Source organism: Streptococcus oralis (genome assembly GCF_021497945.1).
GTDB lineage: Bacteria > Bacillota > Bacilli > Lactobacillales > Streptococcaceae > Streptococcus > Streptococcus oralis_BR.
Window position 1 is genome coordinate 737827 of record NZ_CP046524.1, and the last position, 13620, is coordinate 751446.

General features: G+C 36.5%; 15 protein-coding genes. 13 read left to right on the plus strand and 2 right to left on the minus strand.

From position 1 onward, the window contains the following. Window positions 1-57: 57 nt before the first annotated feature. Window positions 58-1233 (minus strand): ATP-binding protein, encoded by a 1176-nt coding sequence (locus GOM47_RS03825; RefSeq protein WP_024478123.1) that lies wholly within the window; start codon window positions 1231-1233, stop codon window positions 58-60. Window positions 1234-1594: 361 nt separating this feature from the next. Here GOM47_RS03825 and GOM47_RS03830 point away from each other — a divergent pair, with 361 nt between their 5' ends. From GOM47_RS03830 to GOM47_RS03840, 3 genes are read left to right on the plus strand one after another with little or no spacing between them, the layout of a single operon-like run. Beyond that, window positions 1595-1951, plus strand: a complete 357-nt coding sequence (locus GOM47_RS03830; protein ID WP_000817622.1) for an SAG1252 family conjugative relaxosome accessory protein — start codon at window positions 1595-1597, stop codon at window positions 1949-1951. 4 nt (window positions 1952-1955) lie between these two features. Then, window positions 1956-2321 carry a MobC family plasmid mobilization relaxosome protein gene (locus GOM47_RS03835; protein ID WP_000401233.1) on the plus strand — a complete coding sequence of 122 codons (366 nt, stop codon included), beginning with the start codon at window positions 1956-1958 and terminating at the stop codon, window positions 2319-2321. Next, on the plus strand, window positions 2308-4131 hold the full coding sequence (locus GOM47_RS03840) for an SAG1250 family conjugative relaxase (RefSeq protein WP_000237141.1): 1824 nt from the start codon (window positions 2308-2310) through the stop codon (window positions 4129-4131). Before GOM47_RS03835 ends, GOM47_RS03840 begins: the two co-directional genes overlap by 14 nt. A 556-nt stretch (window positions 4132-4687) precedes the next feature. On the opposite strand, the gene GOM47_RS03850 is transcribed toward GOM47_RS03840, so the two are convergent. Next, window positions 4688-5551: a helix-turn-helix domain-containing protein gene (locus tag GOM47_RS03850; protein ID WP_001093611.1), complete on the minus strand. Its 864-nt coding sequence runs from the start codon at window positions 5549-5551 to the stop codon at window positions 4688-4690. A 191-nt stretch (window positions 5552-5742) separates the two neighbouring features. On the opposite strand from GOM47_RS03850, the gene GOM47_RS09645 reads away from it, so the two are divergent. From GOM47_RS09645 to GOM47_RS03895, 10 genes are all read left to right on the plus strand, one after another. Continuing rightward, the gene (locus GOM47_RS09645) at window positions 5743-5913 is read left to right on the plus strand and encodes a PhrA family quorum-sensing system peptide (protein ID WP_001227861.1); all 171 of its coding nucleotides are present in this window, start codon (window positions 5743-5745) and stop codon (window positions 5911-5913) included. Between the two features lie 401 nt (window positions 5914-6314). Continuing rightward, window positions 6315-6629, plus strand: a complete 315-nt coding sequence (locus GOM47_RS03855) for a YdcP family protein (protein WP_000420682.1) — start codon at window positions 6315-6317, stop codon at window positions 6627-6629. Window positions 6630-6644: 15 nt separating this feature from the next. Further along, the gene (locus GOM47_RS03860; RefSeq protein WP_000985015.1) at window positions 6645-7031 is read left to right on the plus strand and encodes a YdcP family protein; all 387 of its coding nucleotides are present in this window, start codon (window positions 6645-6647) and stop codon (window positions 7029-7031) included. Between the two features lie 28 nt (window positions 7032-7059). Next, on the plus strand, window positions 7060-8445 hold the full coding sequence (locus tag GOM47_RS03865) for an FtsK/SpoIIIE domain-containing protein (protein ID WP_000813488.1): 1386 nt from the start codon (window positions 7060-7062) through the stop codon (window positions 8443-8445). A 2-nt stretch (window positions 8446-8447) separates the two neighbouring features. After that, window positions 8448-8600 (plus strand): hypothetical protein, encoded by a 153-nt coding sequence (locus GOM47_RS03870; protein ID WP_000879507.1) that lies wholly within the window; start codon window positions 8448-8450, stop codon window positions 8598-8600. 22 nt (window positions 8601-8622) lie between these two features. Continuing rightward, on the plus strand, window positions 8623-9828 hold the full coding sequence (gene mobT / locus GOM47_RS03875; protein ID WP_000398284.1) for a MobT family relaxase: 1206 nt from the start codon (window positions 8623-8625) through the stop codon (window positions 9826-9828). A gap of 42 nt (window positions 9829-9870) precedes the next feature. Next, on the plus strand, window positions 9871-10092 hold the full coding sequence (locus tag GOM47_RS03880) for a hypothetical protein (RefSeq protein ID WP_001009056.1): 222 nt from the start codon (window positions 9871-9873) through the stop codon (window positions 10090-10092). 116 nt (window positions 10093-10208) lie between these two features. Beyond that, complete coding sequence (locus GOM47_RS03885; protein WP_000342539.1) at window positions 10209-10706, plus strand: antirestriction protein ArdA; 498 nt, start codon at window positions 10209-10211, stop codon at window positions 10704-10706. Window positions 10707-10794: 88 nt separating this feature from the next. Beyond that, window positions 10795-11187, plus strand: a complete 393-nt coding sequence (locus tag GOM47_RS03890; RefSeq protein WP_000723888.1) for a conjugal transfer protein — start codon at window positions 10795-10797, stop codon at window positions 11185-11187. After that, entirely contained in the window at window positions 11171-13618 is a 2448-nt protein-coding gene (locus tag GOM47_RS03895; RefSeq protein ID WP_000331160.1) for an ATP-binding protein, read from the plus strand. Before GOM47_RS03890 ends, GOM47_RS03895 begins: the two co-directional genes overlap by 17 nt. The last annotated feature ends 2 nt before the right edge of the window (window positions 13619-13620 follow it).

The window sequence follows — 13620 nt, forward strand, 5'->3', positions numbered from 1 at the left end:
TTAGATAAACTAATTTCTATGCCTTGTTTTATCTTTTTTACTAGTTAAAAAGATTGATTATAGTGGGTTATCAAGATATGTTTTTTGAAAACTTTTCAATAACCTAACTAAGTTTAATTCAGTTAGATTTACTTGATTTTCTTGGATACTATAATCAGGATTTTTATGTCTAGCTTTTTTATAGTAAAAATCGAAATCTTTTTCTGTAACTTCAAGTTGCTTCATTATCTCTTCTGTTGAAAAATTACTTTTTATTAAGTTGTGAGTCTTTTCTAATTCTATTTTATCATCATAAATTACTATATTATTTTTAAATCTATCTAAAGGATATTTTTCGAGACCAGATATTGAAGAGAAAACTTTCAGCAATTGGTATTTTAAAGTATTTTTGTATAAACAGTGGTAATAAATAGTGTCAGAATAACCACATTCAAAATCTTCTAAATCAGGGGAGGGCACTAGACAATTTCCCTGATCTAAATACAAAGCCATAAAGTCGATAATTGTAAGGTGTCGATAACGAAGTTGTACTAATTGCCAATCAACATTGGTTTGGTATTGATTTAAACTATAAGGCATAGTTTTGAAACGATTTGCATCATCGTCGGTAAGTTTAATATAAAAATCGGGATTAGGATTATAAATAAAAAATCTTCCGTCTTCATTTTCAACGAAGAACCAATTTTTATAGTCTTTTAAAACATGAAAATATTGCTCTTTGATATTTAAGTCGGTATGATTAAACTTTTGAAACAACTTATTTATTAACTCAAATGGAGCAGAGGAGTCTTTAGGAGTATTTATAGAGCCATTTCTAGCATATATTAATCCTTTTTGTAATGCAGTATCTTTCTTAGGCTTATAATCTTTTGTTAAAAATACAGGAACTTTATCTGTATCATGAATAATTAAGATGTCAATTTCTTTGTTGTCTATAGTTTCAGTTTGTATGCTAATTCTAATTTGATTATTTGTTGATGTAAAGAGTTTATGTAGTAAATCTGTTAGATCTTCTTCATTTCTTCTATTATCATCATTTTTTACACCGATTATATCTAAAGTGATATTATCAATTCCAAAGATGATATAACAATCTTCGTGATGTGATGTATTGACAAAATTTAAGATATCACGCACCAATTCAGTTTTTGAATGATGCCATTTTTGTTTAAAATCATGAAACTCATCTTCGGGAGTATTCAATAGTAAATGTATTTGATCTAGACTCAGCATTTTTATTTCTCCAAATATTAGTTTACAGAAATTTTATCATAGAATCAGAGAAAGTCAATCATAACTATATTAGCTGTGATAACTTTTCCAAATCTTCCCTGTTATCCTAATATCACTCTAAGAAAATCAATCCTCAATTTTTAACTGGGGTTTGGGGGCGGAGCCACCAAGTTATCTTATCGTTGGCTGTCAAAACTAGAAGGTTTTGGTAGGCTGGCGATATGATTTTTGGGATATTGTGGACACAATATCTGAGCTCGCAAAGCCTTACAAGAATGAAAATCAGTTGGTGTAAAAGTGTACTGACATTGTACGGTAGCAGACATTGTCAGTACAGGTATTTTGGAAAGGAAGTAGTAGTATGAAACGAGACGTGCGTGATATTCGAAAACAATTTCGCCTAACAGATGAAGAGGAAAAGCAAATTTTAGCTTTGATGAGAGAGCAGGGAGATACTAATTTTTCAGATTTTCTCCGTAAAAGTTTACTCTCCTCTGATTTACAAAAACAGATAGAGATATGGTTCACCCTTTGGCAATCTCAAAAACTAGAACAAATCAGCCGTGATGTTCATGAGATTTTAATTTCGATCCAGTCAGAACGTCAAGTCACCCAGGAACATGTATCTATTCTCTTAACCTGCGTACAGGAATTGATTAAAGAAGTTGGCAACTCCATTCCTCTCAGTCAAGACTTCCAAGACAAATATATGAGGTAGACACATGGAACATCGTTACCGAATCAATCTCAAGAAAGTGTTTTTGTCTGATATTGAGTTGAACCAACTAAATAGAAATATCGACCAAAGTAGCTGCCAATCTTTTTCTGAATATGCGAGACGCACCCTACTTGACCCTGGAATGAATTTCATCACCATTGATACAAATGGCTACCAAGACTTAGTGTTTGAGTTGAAGAGGATTGGCAATAACATCAATCAGATTGCTCGAAGTGTGAACCAATCTCAGTTGATTTCTAGCGAAGAATTGCAAGAGTTGAAAAAGGGAATCGCTGAATTGATAAAAGAAGTTGAGAAAGAATTTACAATACAAGCTCAAAAGCTGAGGGAGTTCCATGGTCATCACTAAGCATTTTGCCATTCATGGAAAGAGTTATCGCAGAAAGCTCATCAAGTATATTCTCAATCCTGATAAAACAAAAAATCTTACCTTAGTGTCGGATTATGATATGAGGAATTTTCTGGACTTTCCTAGCTATGAGGAAATGGTGCAGATGTATCATGAAAATTTTATCAACAATGACACGCTTTACAATTTTCGACACGATAGGCTGGAGGAGAAACAACGACAAATCCATGCTCACCATATTATTCAGTCCTTTTCGCCAGAGGACAATCTCACTCCTGAACAAATCAATCAGATTGGTTATGAGACCATGAAAGAATTGACTAGTGGAAAGTTTCGCTTTATCGTTGCGACCCACGTTGATAAAGACCATCTGCATAATCACATCATTATAAACTCGGTTGACAGCAATTCTGACAAAAAACTTAAGTGGGATTATAAAGTGGAGCGAAATCTTCGAATGATTTCAGATAGATTTTCTAAAATTGCAGGGGCGAAAATTATAGAGAATCGCTATTCTCACCAGCAGTATGAAGTTTATCGCAAGACCAATCACAAGTATGAACTCAAGCAGCGACTCTATTTTTTGATGGAACATTCTAGAGACTTTGAGGATTTCAAAAAGAATGCTCCACTACTACATGTAGAAATGGATTTTAGCCACAAGCATGCGACCTTTTTTATGACGGACTCATCCATGAAACAGGTGGTGCGTGGCAATAAACTCAATCGCAAGCAACCTTATACAGAAGAATTTTTTAAGAATTACTTTGCCAAAAGGGAAATGGAAGAACTCATGGAATTTCTCTTATCAAAGGCTGAGAATATAGATGACTTGATTGAAACTGCGAAACTTTTTGATCTAACTATCATTCCCAAACAAAAGCATGTGTATTTCCAGTTGGCAGGAGTGGAGGTGAAAGAGACAGAACTAGACCAGAAAAATCTTTATGGTGTAGAATTTTTCCAAGATTATTTTGAGAGTAGAAAAGATTGGCAAAATCCAGAAATTGAGGATTTGGTTCAATTTTATCAAGAAGAAAAATTTTCCAAAGAAAAAGAACTCCCAAGAGATGAGAAGTTCTGGGAATTCTATCAAGAGTTCAAGAGCAACAGAGATGCCGTTCATGAGTTTGAGGTAGAGTTGTCACTCAATCAAATTGAAAAAGTAGTAGATGATGGTATTTACATCAAGGTCAAGTTTGGTATTCGTCAGGAGGGGCTTATCTTTGTGCCGAATATGCAGCTCGATATTGAAGAGGAGAAGGTGAAAGTTTTTATTAGAGAAACTAGCTCCTACTATGTCTATCATAAAGACGATCCTGAGAAGAATCGCTACATGAAAGGTCGAACCTTGATTAGACAGTTCAGCTCTGAAAATCAAACGATTCCATTCCGCAGAAAAACGACAGTCGATATGATTAAAGAGAAGATTGAGGAAGTGTATACTTTACTTGAGCTGGATATGGATAAGCACTCTTATATTACAATTAAAGATGATTTAATTCATGAATTGGCAGCTTCAGAATTGAGAATCAATGCTTTGCAAGAACGAGTGACAACCTTAAATCAAGTAGCAGAATATTTACTGGCTTCAGTTGAAAATAAGCAAAAAATGAAATTGAATCTTTCAAAATTGAATATAACTGATAAAATTGGCATTGATGTTGTTGAGAAGGAATTGAATGAGTTAGGTATCCAGATAGAATTAGAGAGCAATAGATATGAGAATATCGTATTTAAAGTGAATAAGTTTATCAATCGTTTGAGTAAGAAAATTTCAAAAGAAGAAGGGATATGTTTTCAAAAATAGGAACCCAGACAACCATTATATAAAATGTGTATCTTTTATAAAACATATTTGGAATTATGATATTTTTTATTGCATCAGTCGTAGATTTAGTTATCACATACGATACAAAAAAATCATCATTTTGAGCAAATATCTCCTTATATTTATTCACTTATTTCCTTACTAGTTTTTTTATTGATTTGTTGGATAAATTCAACTGCTCAATGGTTTTATCTTATCGTTTACTCTTATTTATCATTTTTCTTTTCAATCTCTTTGCCAAGATGAACCTGACTTCAACTATCAAACTGGAGCAGGTGGAGAAAGAAATCGAAGAAAATCAAAGATTTATGACTAAATGGATAGATGATTACGAATATAAGGTTAGGAGATTAGAGAATTTTATCAATATACTTGATAATACAAGAAATCAAAATGTTACCAAATTAGAACGGGAAACAAAATCAGTATAGTTATTGGAGATACCATGGAAAAATTATAAGGCTGATAGTATTAATATCACTATCAGCCTTACAGGTTATTTAACGTTTCAGAAAAACTATAATGTCAAGATTAACTATACAGTATCTAATTCCTTCAAATAATTTTCTATCTTCATCAACATTAAAGGATTGTTATAAATCTTACATAACTCTCTTGCTTCTATATAATAATTTTTGACTTGTTCTTTGTCTAGAAATTTGGCTCCAGCATTTCCTACAAGAATAAGTAGGGGAGCCAGTTGGTAGCTTGTCTGTCTTTGTTTACAGAGTTCAATCGTCTCAAGAGCTTCTTGGATAGCTTCGTTATATTTTTCCTTTGACACTAGGTAGTGAGAGTAGTTGTAACGAACTCTGATGTAGCCAAATAAAAACTCTTGATGCTCAAAATTTTTTGTCTGATATAACTCCATTAAATGAGAGTAGTTTGCCTCATATTCTTGTTCACGACCCACTAAGGAATAGAAATTAGATAGAGTATTCAATGCCTTTAAATAAATCAGAGTATTTGAGGAGACTTTTAATAATATATTTTCCAATGAAGAAATAGCCTCACACTTACTGTCATATTGATAGAAGTCAATAATAGCTTTAATCCATTCAAGGTAAGTTCGGTCTTCTAGTGTTAGAAAAGTACTTCGTTCAATCTCTATTCTATAAATATATTCCAAATCTTCATAATTTCTGTCATCTAATAGTCGAGCAGATAATTGCTTGAAATTAGAGAGGTTAGATTTAATTTCAATTTGTTCATTAAAAAAATAATCTAATGGTACTTCAAGTCGTTGTGAGAGTTTGAACAAAAGGTCTGCGGAGGGAATGAAATGCCCTCTCTCAATTTTACTAATCTGGCTTTGTTCACAAATTCCTTCTGCAAGAGTTTGTTGGGAGAGTCCTAGCTCTTTTCTTTTTAATCTGAATTTCTCTGCGAGTGTATTCATTAAAGATAATAAACCTTCCTATTTGCTTAATTTCATTATAAAATTTTTAGTTCAAAATAGCAAGTTAAAAGAATAAATAATTCTTTATAGTAATAAAAAAAAAAAAAAGTTCAAAATGCAATAAAAATAATTGACTGAATAAACTACATATGTTAGAATAAAAACAAGGAAAAAGAAAGGGGTTTCATTGCATGAGAAAAAAACGTGGAATTAAAAAATTAGTTACATTTGCATTACTAGGTGTTTTTATGTTTAGTAATACAATTCCTTACCAACAGTTTATTCAGAAGAATAAACAATTGGAGATTCGAGTGCAATCACAAAAGGAGTCCAATGGTCTTGATGTTGGGAAGGCTGATTAGTTGATTAAATGATGAAAATACTAATTAACTATATGGTATTTCTGTTTTATCTAATTTTTAATTAGAAAAATAGCATAAAAATCTAGTTATCCGCATAAAAACTGGACTTATCACACTTTATCAAGGTCAAAACCACTCAATTTACTACTAATTTACTACTTATGAATGAGCTTTGATACGACGATTTATCCTTGAAAAGTGAAGATATAAAGATACTTCCAATAAAATTTGAATATTTAATAGGTAGACACTTCAAAAAATGAGGTGTCTATTTTTTTACCCGATTTTGAAAGGAAGTGAACTTATGAAAACAAAAAATCAAGAATCAAAAGGTCGTTCCCCACTCTTTAAGACCATCAAACATTCATTCAGCCAATAAAAAAGAAAGGATAGGTAAAAATATGGAACTTAAATTTGTGATTCCCAACATGGAAAAAACATTCGGCAATTTAGAATTTGCTGGCGAGGATAAAGTCGTTCAGCGAAGAATCAACGGACGGCTAACTGTCTTATCAAGAAGCTATAATCTCTATTCTGATGTTCAAAGAGCAGATGATATTGTGGTGGTGCTTCCTGCTGAAGCTGGCGAAAAACATTTCGGCTTTGAGGAACGTGTGAAGTTAGTCAATCCACGTATTACCGCAGAGGGCTACAAAATCGGCACTCGTGGTTTTACAAATTACCTTTTACATGCTGACGACATGATAAAAGAATAAAGAAAGAGAGGAAAAATGATGAGATTAGCAAATGGCATTGTATTAGATAAAGACACGACTTTTGGAGAATTGAAATTCTCTGCTCTACGTCGTGAAGTGAGAATCCAAAATGAAGACGGGTCGGTTTCAGATGAAATCAAGGAACGTACCTATGACTTAAAATCCAAAGGACAAGGACGCATGATTCAAGTAAGTATTCCTGCCAGCGTGCCTTTGAAAGAGTTTGATTATAACGCACGGGTGGAACTTATCAATCCCATTGCGGACACCGTTGCTACTGCCACCTATCAAGGAGCAGATGTTGACTGGTATATCAAGGCAGACGATATTGTGCTGACAAAGGATTCTAGTTCATTCAAAGCTCAACCACAAGCAAAGAAAGAACCGACACAAGACAAATAGTCGCTAGGTAGAAAGGAGACTTTTTCGCATGAAACAGCGTGGTAAAAGGATTCGCCCATCTGGTAAAGATTTAGTCTTTCATTTTACGATAGCGTCACTCCTGCCTGTTTTCCTGCTGGTTGTCGGACTGTTTCATGTGAAGACAATCCAGCAGATCAACTGGCAGGATTTTAACCTATCACAAGCAGATAAGATTGACATTCCCTATTTAATTATCAGTTTCAGTGTCGCAATTCTTATCTGCTTGCTGGTAGCGTTTGTATTCAAACGGGTTCGCTATGATACGGTTAAACAACTTTACCACCGTCAAAAACTGGCAAAGATGATACTTGAAAACAAGTGGTATGAATCTGAACAGGTCAAAACAGAGGGTTTCTTTAAAGATAGTGCTGGTCGTACAAAGGAAAAGATAACCTACTTCCCTAAAATGTATTATCGACTTAAAAATGGCTTGATACAGATACGGGTGGAAATCACGCTGGGAAAATATCAAGACCAACTCTTACACTTGGAAAAGAAATTAGAGAGTGGCTTGTACTGTGAGCTGACGGATAAAGAGTTAAAGGATTCCTATGTGGAATATACTTTGCTCTATGACACCATAGCCAGTCGTATTTCTATTGATGAAGTAGAAGCTAAAGATGGTAAACTTCGCTTAATGAAAAACGTATGGTGGGAATATGATAAGCTCCCTCATATGTTGATTGCTGGTGGTACAGGTGGCGGTAAAACTTACTTTATACTGACACTGATTGAAGCCTTGCTTCATACAGATTCAAAACTGTATATTCTTGACCCGAAAAATGCTGACCTTGCGGACTTAGGTTCTGTGATGGCAAATGTCTACTATAGAAAAGAAGACTTGCTTTCTTGCATTGAAACATTCTATGAAGAAATGATGAAACGTAGTGAGGAAATGAAGCAGATGAAGAACTATAAGACTGGCAAAAATTATGCTTACTTAGGTCTCCCGGCACACTTCTTAATCTTTGATGAATACGTCGCTTTCATGGAAATGCTGGGAACAAAAGAAAACACCGCAGTTATGAATAAGCTGAAACAGATTGTCATGTTAGGTCGTCAAGCTGGCTTCTTTCTAATACTGGCTTGTCAACGTCCAGACGCAAAATATTTAGGCGACGGAATCCGTGATCAGTTTAATTTCAGAGTGGCTTTAGGTCGTATGTCTGAAATGGGCTATGGCATGATGTTTGGCAGTGACGTACAAAAGGATTTCTTCTTAAAGCGAATCAAAGGTCGTGGCTATGTTGATGTAGGAACAAGTGTCATATCAGAGTTTTATACTCCCCTTGTACCAAAAGGATATGATTTCTTGGAGGAAATTAAAAAGTTATCCAACAGCAGACAGTCCACGCAGGCGACGTGCGAAGCGGAAGTCGCAGGTGTGGACTGATCTTGCTGGCTGGTGTGGCAATAGCCACGCCAGCACTTAACCCCCCGTATCTAACAGGGGGGTACAAATCGACAGGAAACAGTCAAAAAAACATTAGAAAATCCTTTGGTTACAAGGGATTTACAAAATTTCAGCGTATGTCAAATGGGCTTTAAAAGTTGACATACGCCTTTTTGATTGGAGGGATTTTTACTGAATGAACAAACTTGGTTACAGCATTTAAAAGAAAAACGCTTGGCTTATGGACTATCTCAAAACCGTTTAGCTGTTGCGACTGGTATTACAAGGCAGTATCTAAGCGATATTGAAACAGGAAAAGTCAAGCCATCAGAGGATTTACAGCAGTCCCTTTGGGAAGCTCTGGAACGCTTCAATCCCGACGCTCCCCTTGAAATGCTGTTTGATTATGTAAGGATTCGCTTTCCGACAACAGACGTACAGCAGGTGGTCGAAAACATCTTACAACTGAAACTGTCCTATTTTCTTCATGAGGACTATGGTTTCTATTCTTATTCAGAGCATTATGCTTTAGGCGACATATTCGTCCTTTGCTCCCATGAACTGGACAAAGGAGTTCTGGTGGAATTGAAAGGTCGTGGGTGCAGACAATTTGAAAGCTATCTTCTGGCACAACAAAGAAGCTGGTATGAGTTCTTTATGGACGTTTTGGTGGCTGGCGGTGTGATGAAACGCCTTGACCTTGCCATTAACGATAAGACAGGGATTTTGAATATCCCTGTACTCACTGAAAAGTGCCAACAGGAAGAATGTATCTCCGTCTTCCGCAGTTTTAAAAGCTATCGCAGTGGCGAACTGGTACGCAAAGAGGAAAAGGAATGTATGGGAAACACCCTCTATATCGGTTCATTACAAAGTGAAGTTTATTTCTGTATCTATGAAAAGGACTACGAGCAGTACAAGAAAAATGATATTCCCATTGAAGACGCAGAAGTAAAAAACCGTTTTGAGATTCGATTGAAAAATGAGCGTGCCTATTATGCAGTCCGTGATTTACTCGTCTATGACAATCCAGAGCATACCGCCTTTAAAATTATCAATCGGTATATCCGTTTTGTAGATAAAGACGATTCCAAACCTCGTTCTGATTGGAAACTGAATGAAGAATGGGCTTGGTTTATTGGGAACAATCGTGAACGATTAAAACTAACCACAAAACCAGAGCCTTACTCCTTCCAAAGGACGCTGAACTGGCTATCTCATCAAGTTGCCCCGACCTTAAAGGTTGCGATTAAACTTGATGAAATCAACCAGACGCAGGTTGTAAAAGACATTCTCGACCATGCGAAACTGACAGACCGACACAAGCAGATTTTGAAGCAACAGTCAGTAAAAGAACAGGACGTGATAACAACAAAAAAATAACTCAAATACAAATTCATTGAATATAGAGAGGAGAACATTTTTATGAATTTTGGACAAAACCTTTATAACTGGTTTCTATCAAACGCTCAATCACTGGTGCTTTTAGCAATCGTTGTGATTGGCTTGTATCTTGGCTTCAAGCGTGAGTTTAGCAAACTGATTGGCTTTTTAATTATTGCGATTATTGCGGTTGGCTTAGTCTTCAACGCTGCTGGAGTAAAAGACATTTTACTAGAGCTATTCAATCGCATTATTGGTGCTTAAATAAAACCGTTCTTTTGTGGAATATAAGTGGTTTTCTTATGTTCCGCAAAGGAATGGTACACCAAACGAAGTGCGGTAGGGATTTTTGAATCTCTACAAAGAAAGGACGTGAATATATGGACGATATGCAAGTCTATATTGCGAATTTAGGCAAATACAATGAGGGCGAATTGGTCGGTGCGTGGTTTACCTTTCCCATTGACTTTGAGGAAGTCAAAGAGAAAATCGGCTTGAATGATGAATATGAGGAATACGCCATTCATGACTACGAGTTACCCTTTACGGTTGACGAATACACTTCCATTGGCGAACTCAATCGACTATGGGAAATGGTATCGGAATTACCCGAAGAATTACAATCGGAGCTATCTGCTCTGCTCACTCATTTTTCAAGCATTGAAGAACTAAGCGAACATCAAGAGGATATTATCATTCATTCCGATTGTGATGATATGTATGACGTGGCACGCTACTACATTGAAGAAACGGGTGCTTTAGGCGAAGTACCAGCTAGTCTTCAAAACTATATTGATTATCAAGCCTATGGTCGGGATTTAGACCTTTCAGGAACGTTTATCTCAACCAATCATGGGATTTTTGAAATCGTCTATTAAATCTGTCGGTACATTACTACTGGCAGATTTTCTATTTTACGGGGTGGCTCAATCAGCTACCCCTATTTTTTATGAAAGGATTGATTACATGAAGAAAATACGAAGCTATACCAGTATCTGGTCTGTGGAAAAGGTACTGTATTCTATCAATGATTTTAGACTTCCGTTTCCCATAACCTTTACGCAAATGACATGGTTTGTCGTGTCACTCTTTGCAGTGATGATACTTGGCAACTTGCCCCCTCTTTCCATGATAGAGGGAGCATTTCTCAAATACTTTGGGATTCCTGTGGCTTTCACATGGTTTATGTCTACAAAAACTTTTGATGGTAAAAAGCCTTATGGATTTTTGAAGTCTGTCATTGCTTATGCACTGCGACCAAAGCTGACCTATGCAGGAAAAAAAGTAACGCTTGGCAGAAACCAGCCACAAGAAGCCATTACAGCAGTTAGGAGTGAATTTTATGGCATATCCAATTAAATACATTGAAAACAATCTCGTCTGGAATAAAGACGGGGAATGTTATGCTTACTATGAGCTTGTTCCTTACAATTACTCATTTCTAAGTCCAGAACAGAAAATACAAGTGCATGATTCTTTCAGACAGCTTATCGCACAAAATCGTGATGGCAAAATTCATGCTTTACAAATCAGTACAGAATCCAGCATACGTTCTGCACAAGAGCGTTCCAAAAATGAAGTCACTGGCAAGCTCAAAGCGGTTGCCTATGACAAAATCGACCAACAGACAGACGCTTTAATATCCATGATTGGCGAAAATCAAGTGAACTACCGTTTCTTTATCGGCTTTAAGTTGCTTCTCAACGATCAGGAGTTTTCTATGAAAAGTCTTACCGTTGAAGCAAAAAATGCTTTGTCTGATTTTGTCTATGATGTGAACCATAAGCTGATGGGCGATTTTGTTAGTATGAGTAATGATGAAATCCTGCGTTTTCAGAAGATGGAAAAGCTCTTAGAAAATAAAATCTCTCGTCGTTTCAAAATCCGCAGGTTAGATAAGGACGACTTCGGCTATCTGATTGAACACCTTTACGGACAGACAGGCACTGCCTATGAAGAGTATGAGTACCATCTATCAAAGAAAAAGCTGGATAATGAAACGCTGATTAAATACTATGACTTGATTAAGCCTACTCGCTGTTTGGTGGAAGAAAAACAGCGATATTTGAAAATCCAGCAGGAAGATGAAACCGTCTATGTAGCTTACTTTACCATTAACAGCATTGTCGGAGAACTGGACTTCCCGTCCTCTGAAATCTTCTACTACCAGCAACAGCAATTTACATTCCCGATTGATACGTCAATGAATGTGGAAATTGTAGCGAATCGTAAAGCCCTATCTACTGTCCGCAATAAAAAGAAAGAACTGAAAGACTTGGATAACCACGCTTGGCAAAGTGATAATGAAACCAGCTCCAATGTGGCGGAAGCTCTGGAAAGTGTGAATGAGCTGGAAACCAATTTAGACCAAAGCAAGGAATCTATGTACAAGCTGTCTTATGTGGTAAGGGTATCAGCAAATGATCTTGACGAACTCAAACGTCGTTGTAATGAAGTGAAAGATTTTTATGACGATTTAAGCGTAAAACTGGTACGACCATTTGGGGATATGCTCGGCTTACATGAAGAATTTTTACCTGCCAGCAAGCGTTATATGAATGATTATATTCAATACGTGACCTCTGATTTCCTCGCTGGTTTAGGTTTTGGTGCTACTCAAATGCTGGGGGAAAATGAGGGGATTTATGTTGGCTACAGCTTAGATACTGGACGCAATGTCTATCTGAAACCTGCTCTTGCCAGTCAAGGGGTTAAGGGTTCAGTAACCAATGCGTTAGCGTCGGCTTTTGTTGGTTCGCTGGGTGGTGGTAAATCCTTTGCGAATAACCTTATCGTCTATTATGCGGTGCTTTATGGGGCACAAGCAGTGATTGTAGACCCAAAAGCAGAACGTGGCAGATGGAAAGAAACCTTGCCAGAGATTTCCCATGAAATCAATATCGTCACTCTGACTTCTGATGAGAAAAACAAAGGCTTACTTGACCCTTATGTGATTATGAAAAATCCCAAAGATTCTGAATCACTGGCTATTGATATTCTGACATTCCTTACGGGGATTTCCTCTCGTGATGGGGAACGCTTCCCAATCCTTAGAAAAGCCATTCGTGCAGTAACCAATAGTGAAGTACGAGGGTTGATGAAAGTGATTGAGGAATTACGGGTTGAGAATACGCCACTAAGTACCAGTATAGCCGACCATATCGAAAGTTTTACAGACTATGACTTTGCACATTTATTATTCAGTAATGGTTATGTGGAGCAGTCTATCAGCTTAGAAAAACAACTGAACATTATACAGGTTGCGGACTTGGTACTTCCCGACAAGGAAACTTCCTTTGAGGAATATACCACTATGGAGCTTTTATCCGTTGCTATGCTGATTGTCATTAGTACCTTTGCTTTAGACTTTATCCATACAGACCGAAGCATTTTCAAGATTGTAGATTTAGACGAAGCATGGAGCTTTTTACAGGTAGCACAAGGAAAAACACTATCTATGAAGCTGGTTCGGGCTGGTCGTGCTATGAACGCTGGGGTATATTTCGTGACCCAAAATACAGACGACCTCTTAGATGAAAAACTGAAAAATAACCTCGGCTTAAAATTTGCATTTCGTTCCACTGACCTTAACGAGATTAAAAAGACCTTAGCCTTTTTTGGTGTAGACCCAGAGGACGAAAACAATCAGAAGCGATTGCGTGATTTGGAAAACGGGCAATGCCTTATCAGTGATTTATATGGTCGTGTCGGTGTGATACAGTTCCACCCTGTATTTGAAGAACTGCTCCATGCCTTTGATACCAGACCACCTGTGCGAAAAGAGGTGTAAAT

What these genes read in the sequence shown, in the direction of transcription:
- GOM47_RS03890 (WP_000723888.1), top strand. Translation starts at nt 10,795, where the DNA reads ATGAAGAAAATACGAAGCTATACCAGTATCTGGTCTGTGGAAAAGGTA.
- GOM47_RS03825 (WP_024478123.1), bottom strand. Translation starts at nt 1,233, where the DNA reads ATGCTGAGTCTAGATCAAATACATTTACTATTGAATACTCCCGAAGAT.
- GOM47_RS03895 (WP_000331160.1), top strand. Translation starts at nt 11,171, where the DNA reads ATGGCATATCCAATTAAATACATTGAAAACAATCTCGTCTGGAATAAA.
- GOM47_RS03855 (WP_000420682.1), top strand. Translation starts at nt 6,315, where the DNA reads ATGGAACTTAAATTTGTGATTCCCAACATGGAAAAAACATTCGGCAAT.
- GOM47_RS03885 (WP_000342539.1), top strand. Translation starts at nt 10,209, where the DNA reads ATGGACGATATGCAAGTCTATATTGCGAATTTAGGCAAATACAATGAG.
- GOM47_RS03830 (WP_000817622.1), top strand. Translation starts at nt 1,595, where the DNA reads ATGAAACGAGACGTGCGTGATATTCGAAAACAATTTCGCCTAACAGAT.
- GOM47_RS03865 (WP_000813488.1), top strand. Translation starts at nt 7,060, where the DNA reads ATGAAACAGCGTGGTAAAAGGATTCGCCCATCTGGTAAAGATTTAGTC.
- GOM47_RS03880 (WP_001009056.1), top strand. Translation starts at nt 9,871, where the DNA reads ATGAATTTTGGACAAAACCTTTATAACTGGTTTCTATCAAACGCTCAA.
- GOM47_RS03850 (WP_001093611.1), bottom strand. Translation starts at nt 5,551, where the DNA reads ATGAATACACTCGCAGAGAAATTCAGATTAAAAAGAAAAGAGCTAGGA.
- GOM47_RS03840 (WP_000237141.1), top strand. Translation starts at nt 2,308, where the DNA reads ATGGTCATCACTAAGCATTTTGCCATTCATGGAAAGAGTTATCGCAGA.
- GOM47_RS09645 (WP_001227861.1), top strand. Translation starts at nt 5,743, where the DNA reads ATGAGAAAAAAACGTGGAATTAAAAAATTAGTTACATTTGCATTACTA.
- GOM47_RS03835 (WP_000401233.1), top strand. Translation starts at nt 1,956, where the DNA reads ATGGAACATCGTTACCGAATCAATCTCAAGAAAGTGTTTTTGTCTGAT.
- GOM47_RS03860 (WP_000985015.1), top strand. Translation starts at nt 6,645, where the DNA reads ATGATGAGATTAGCAAATGGCATTGTATTAGATAAAGACACGACTTTT.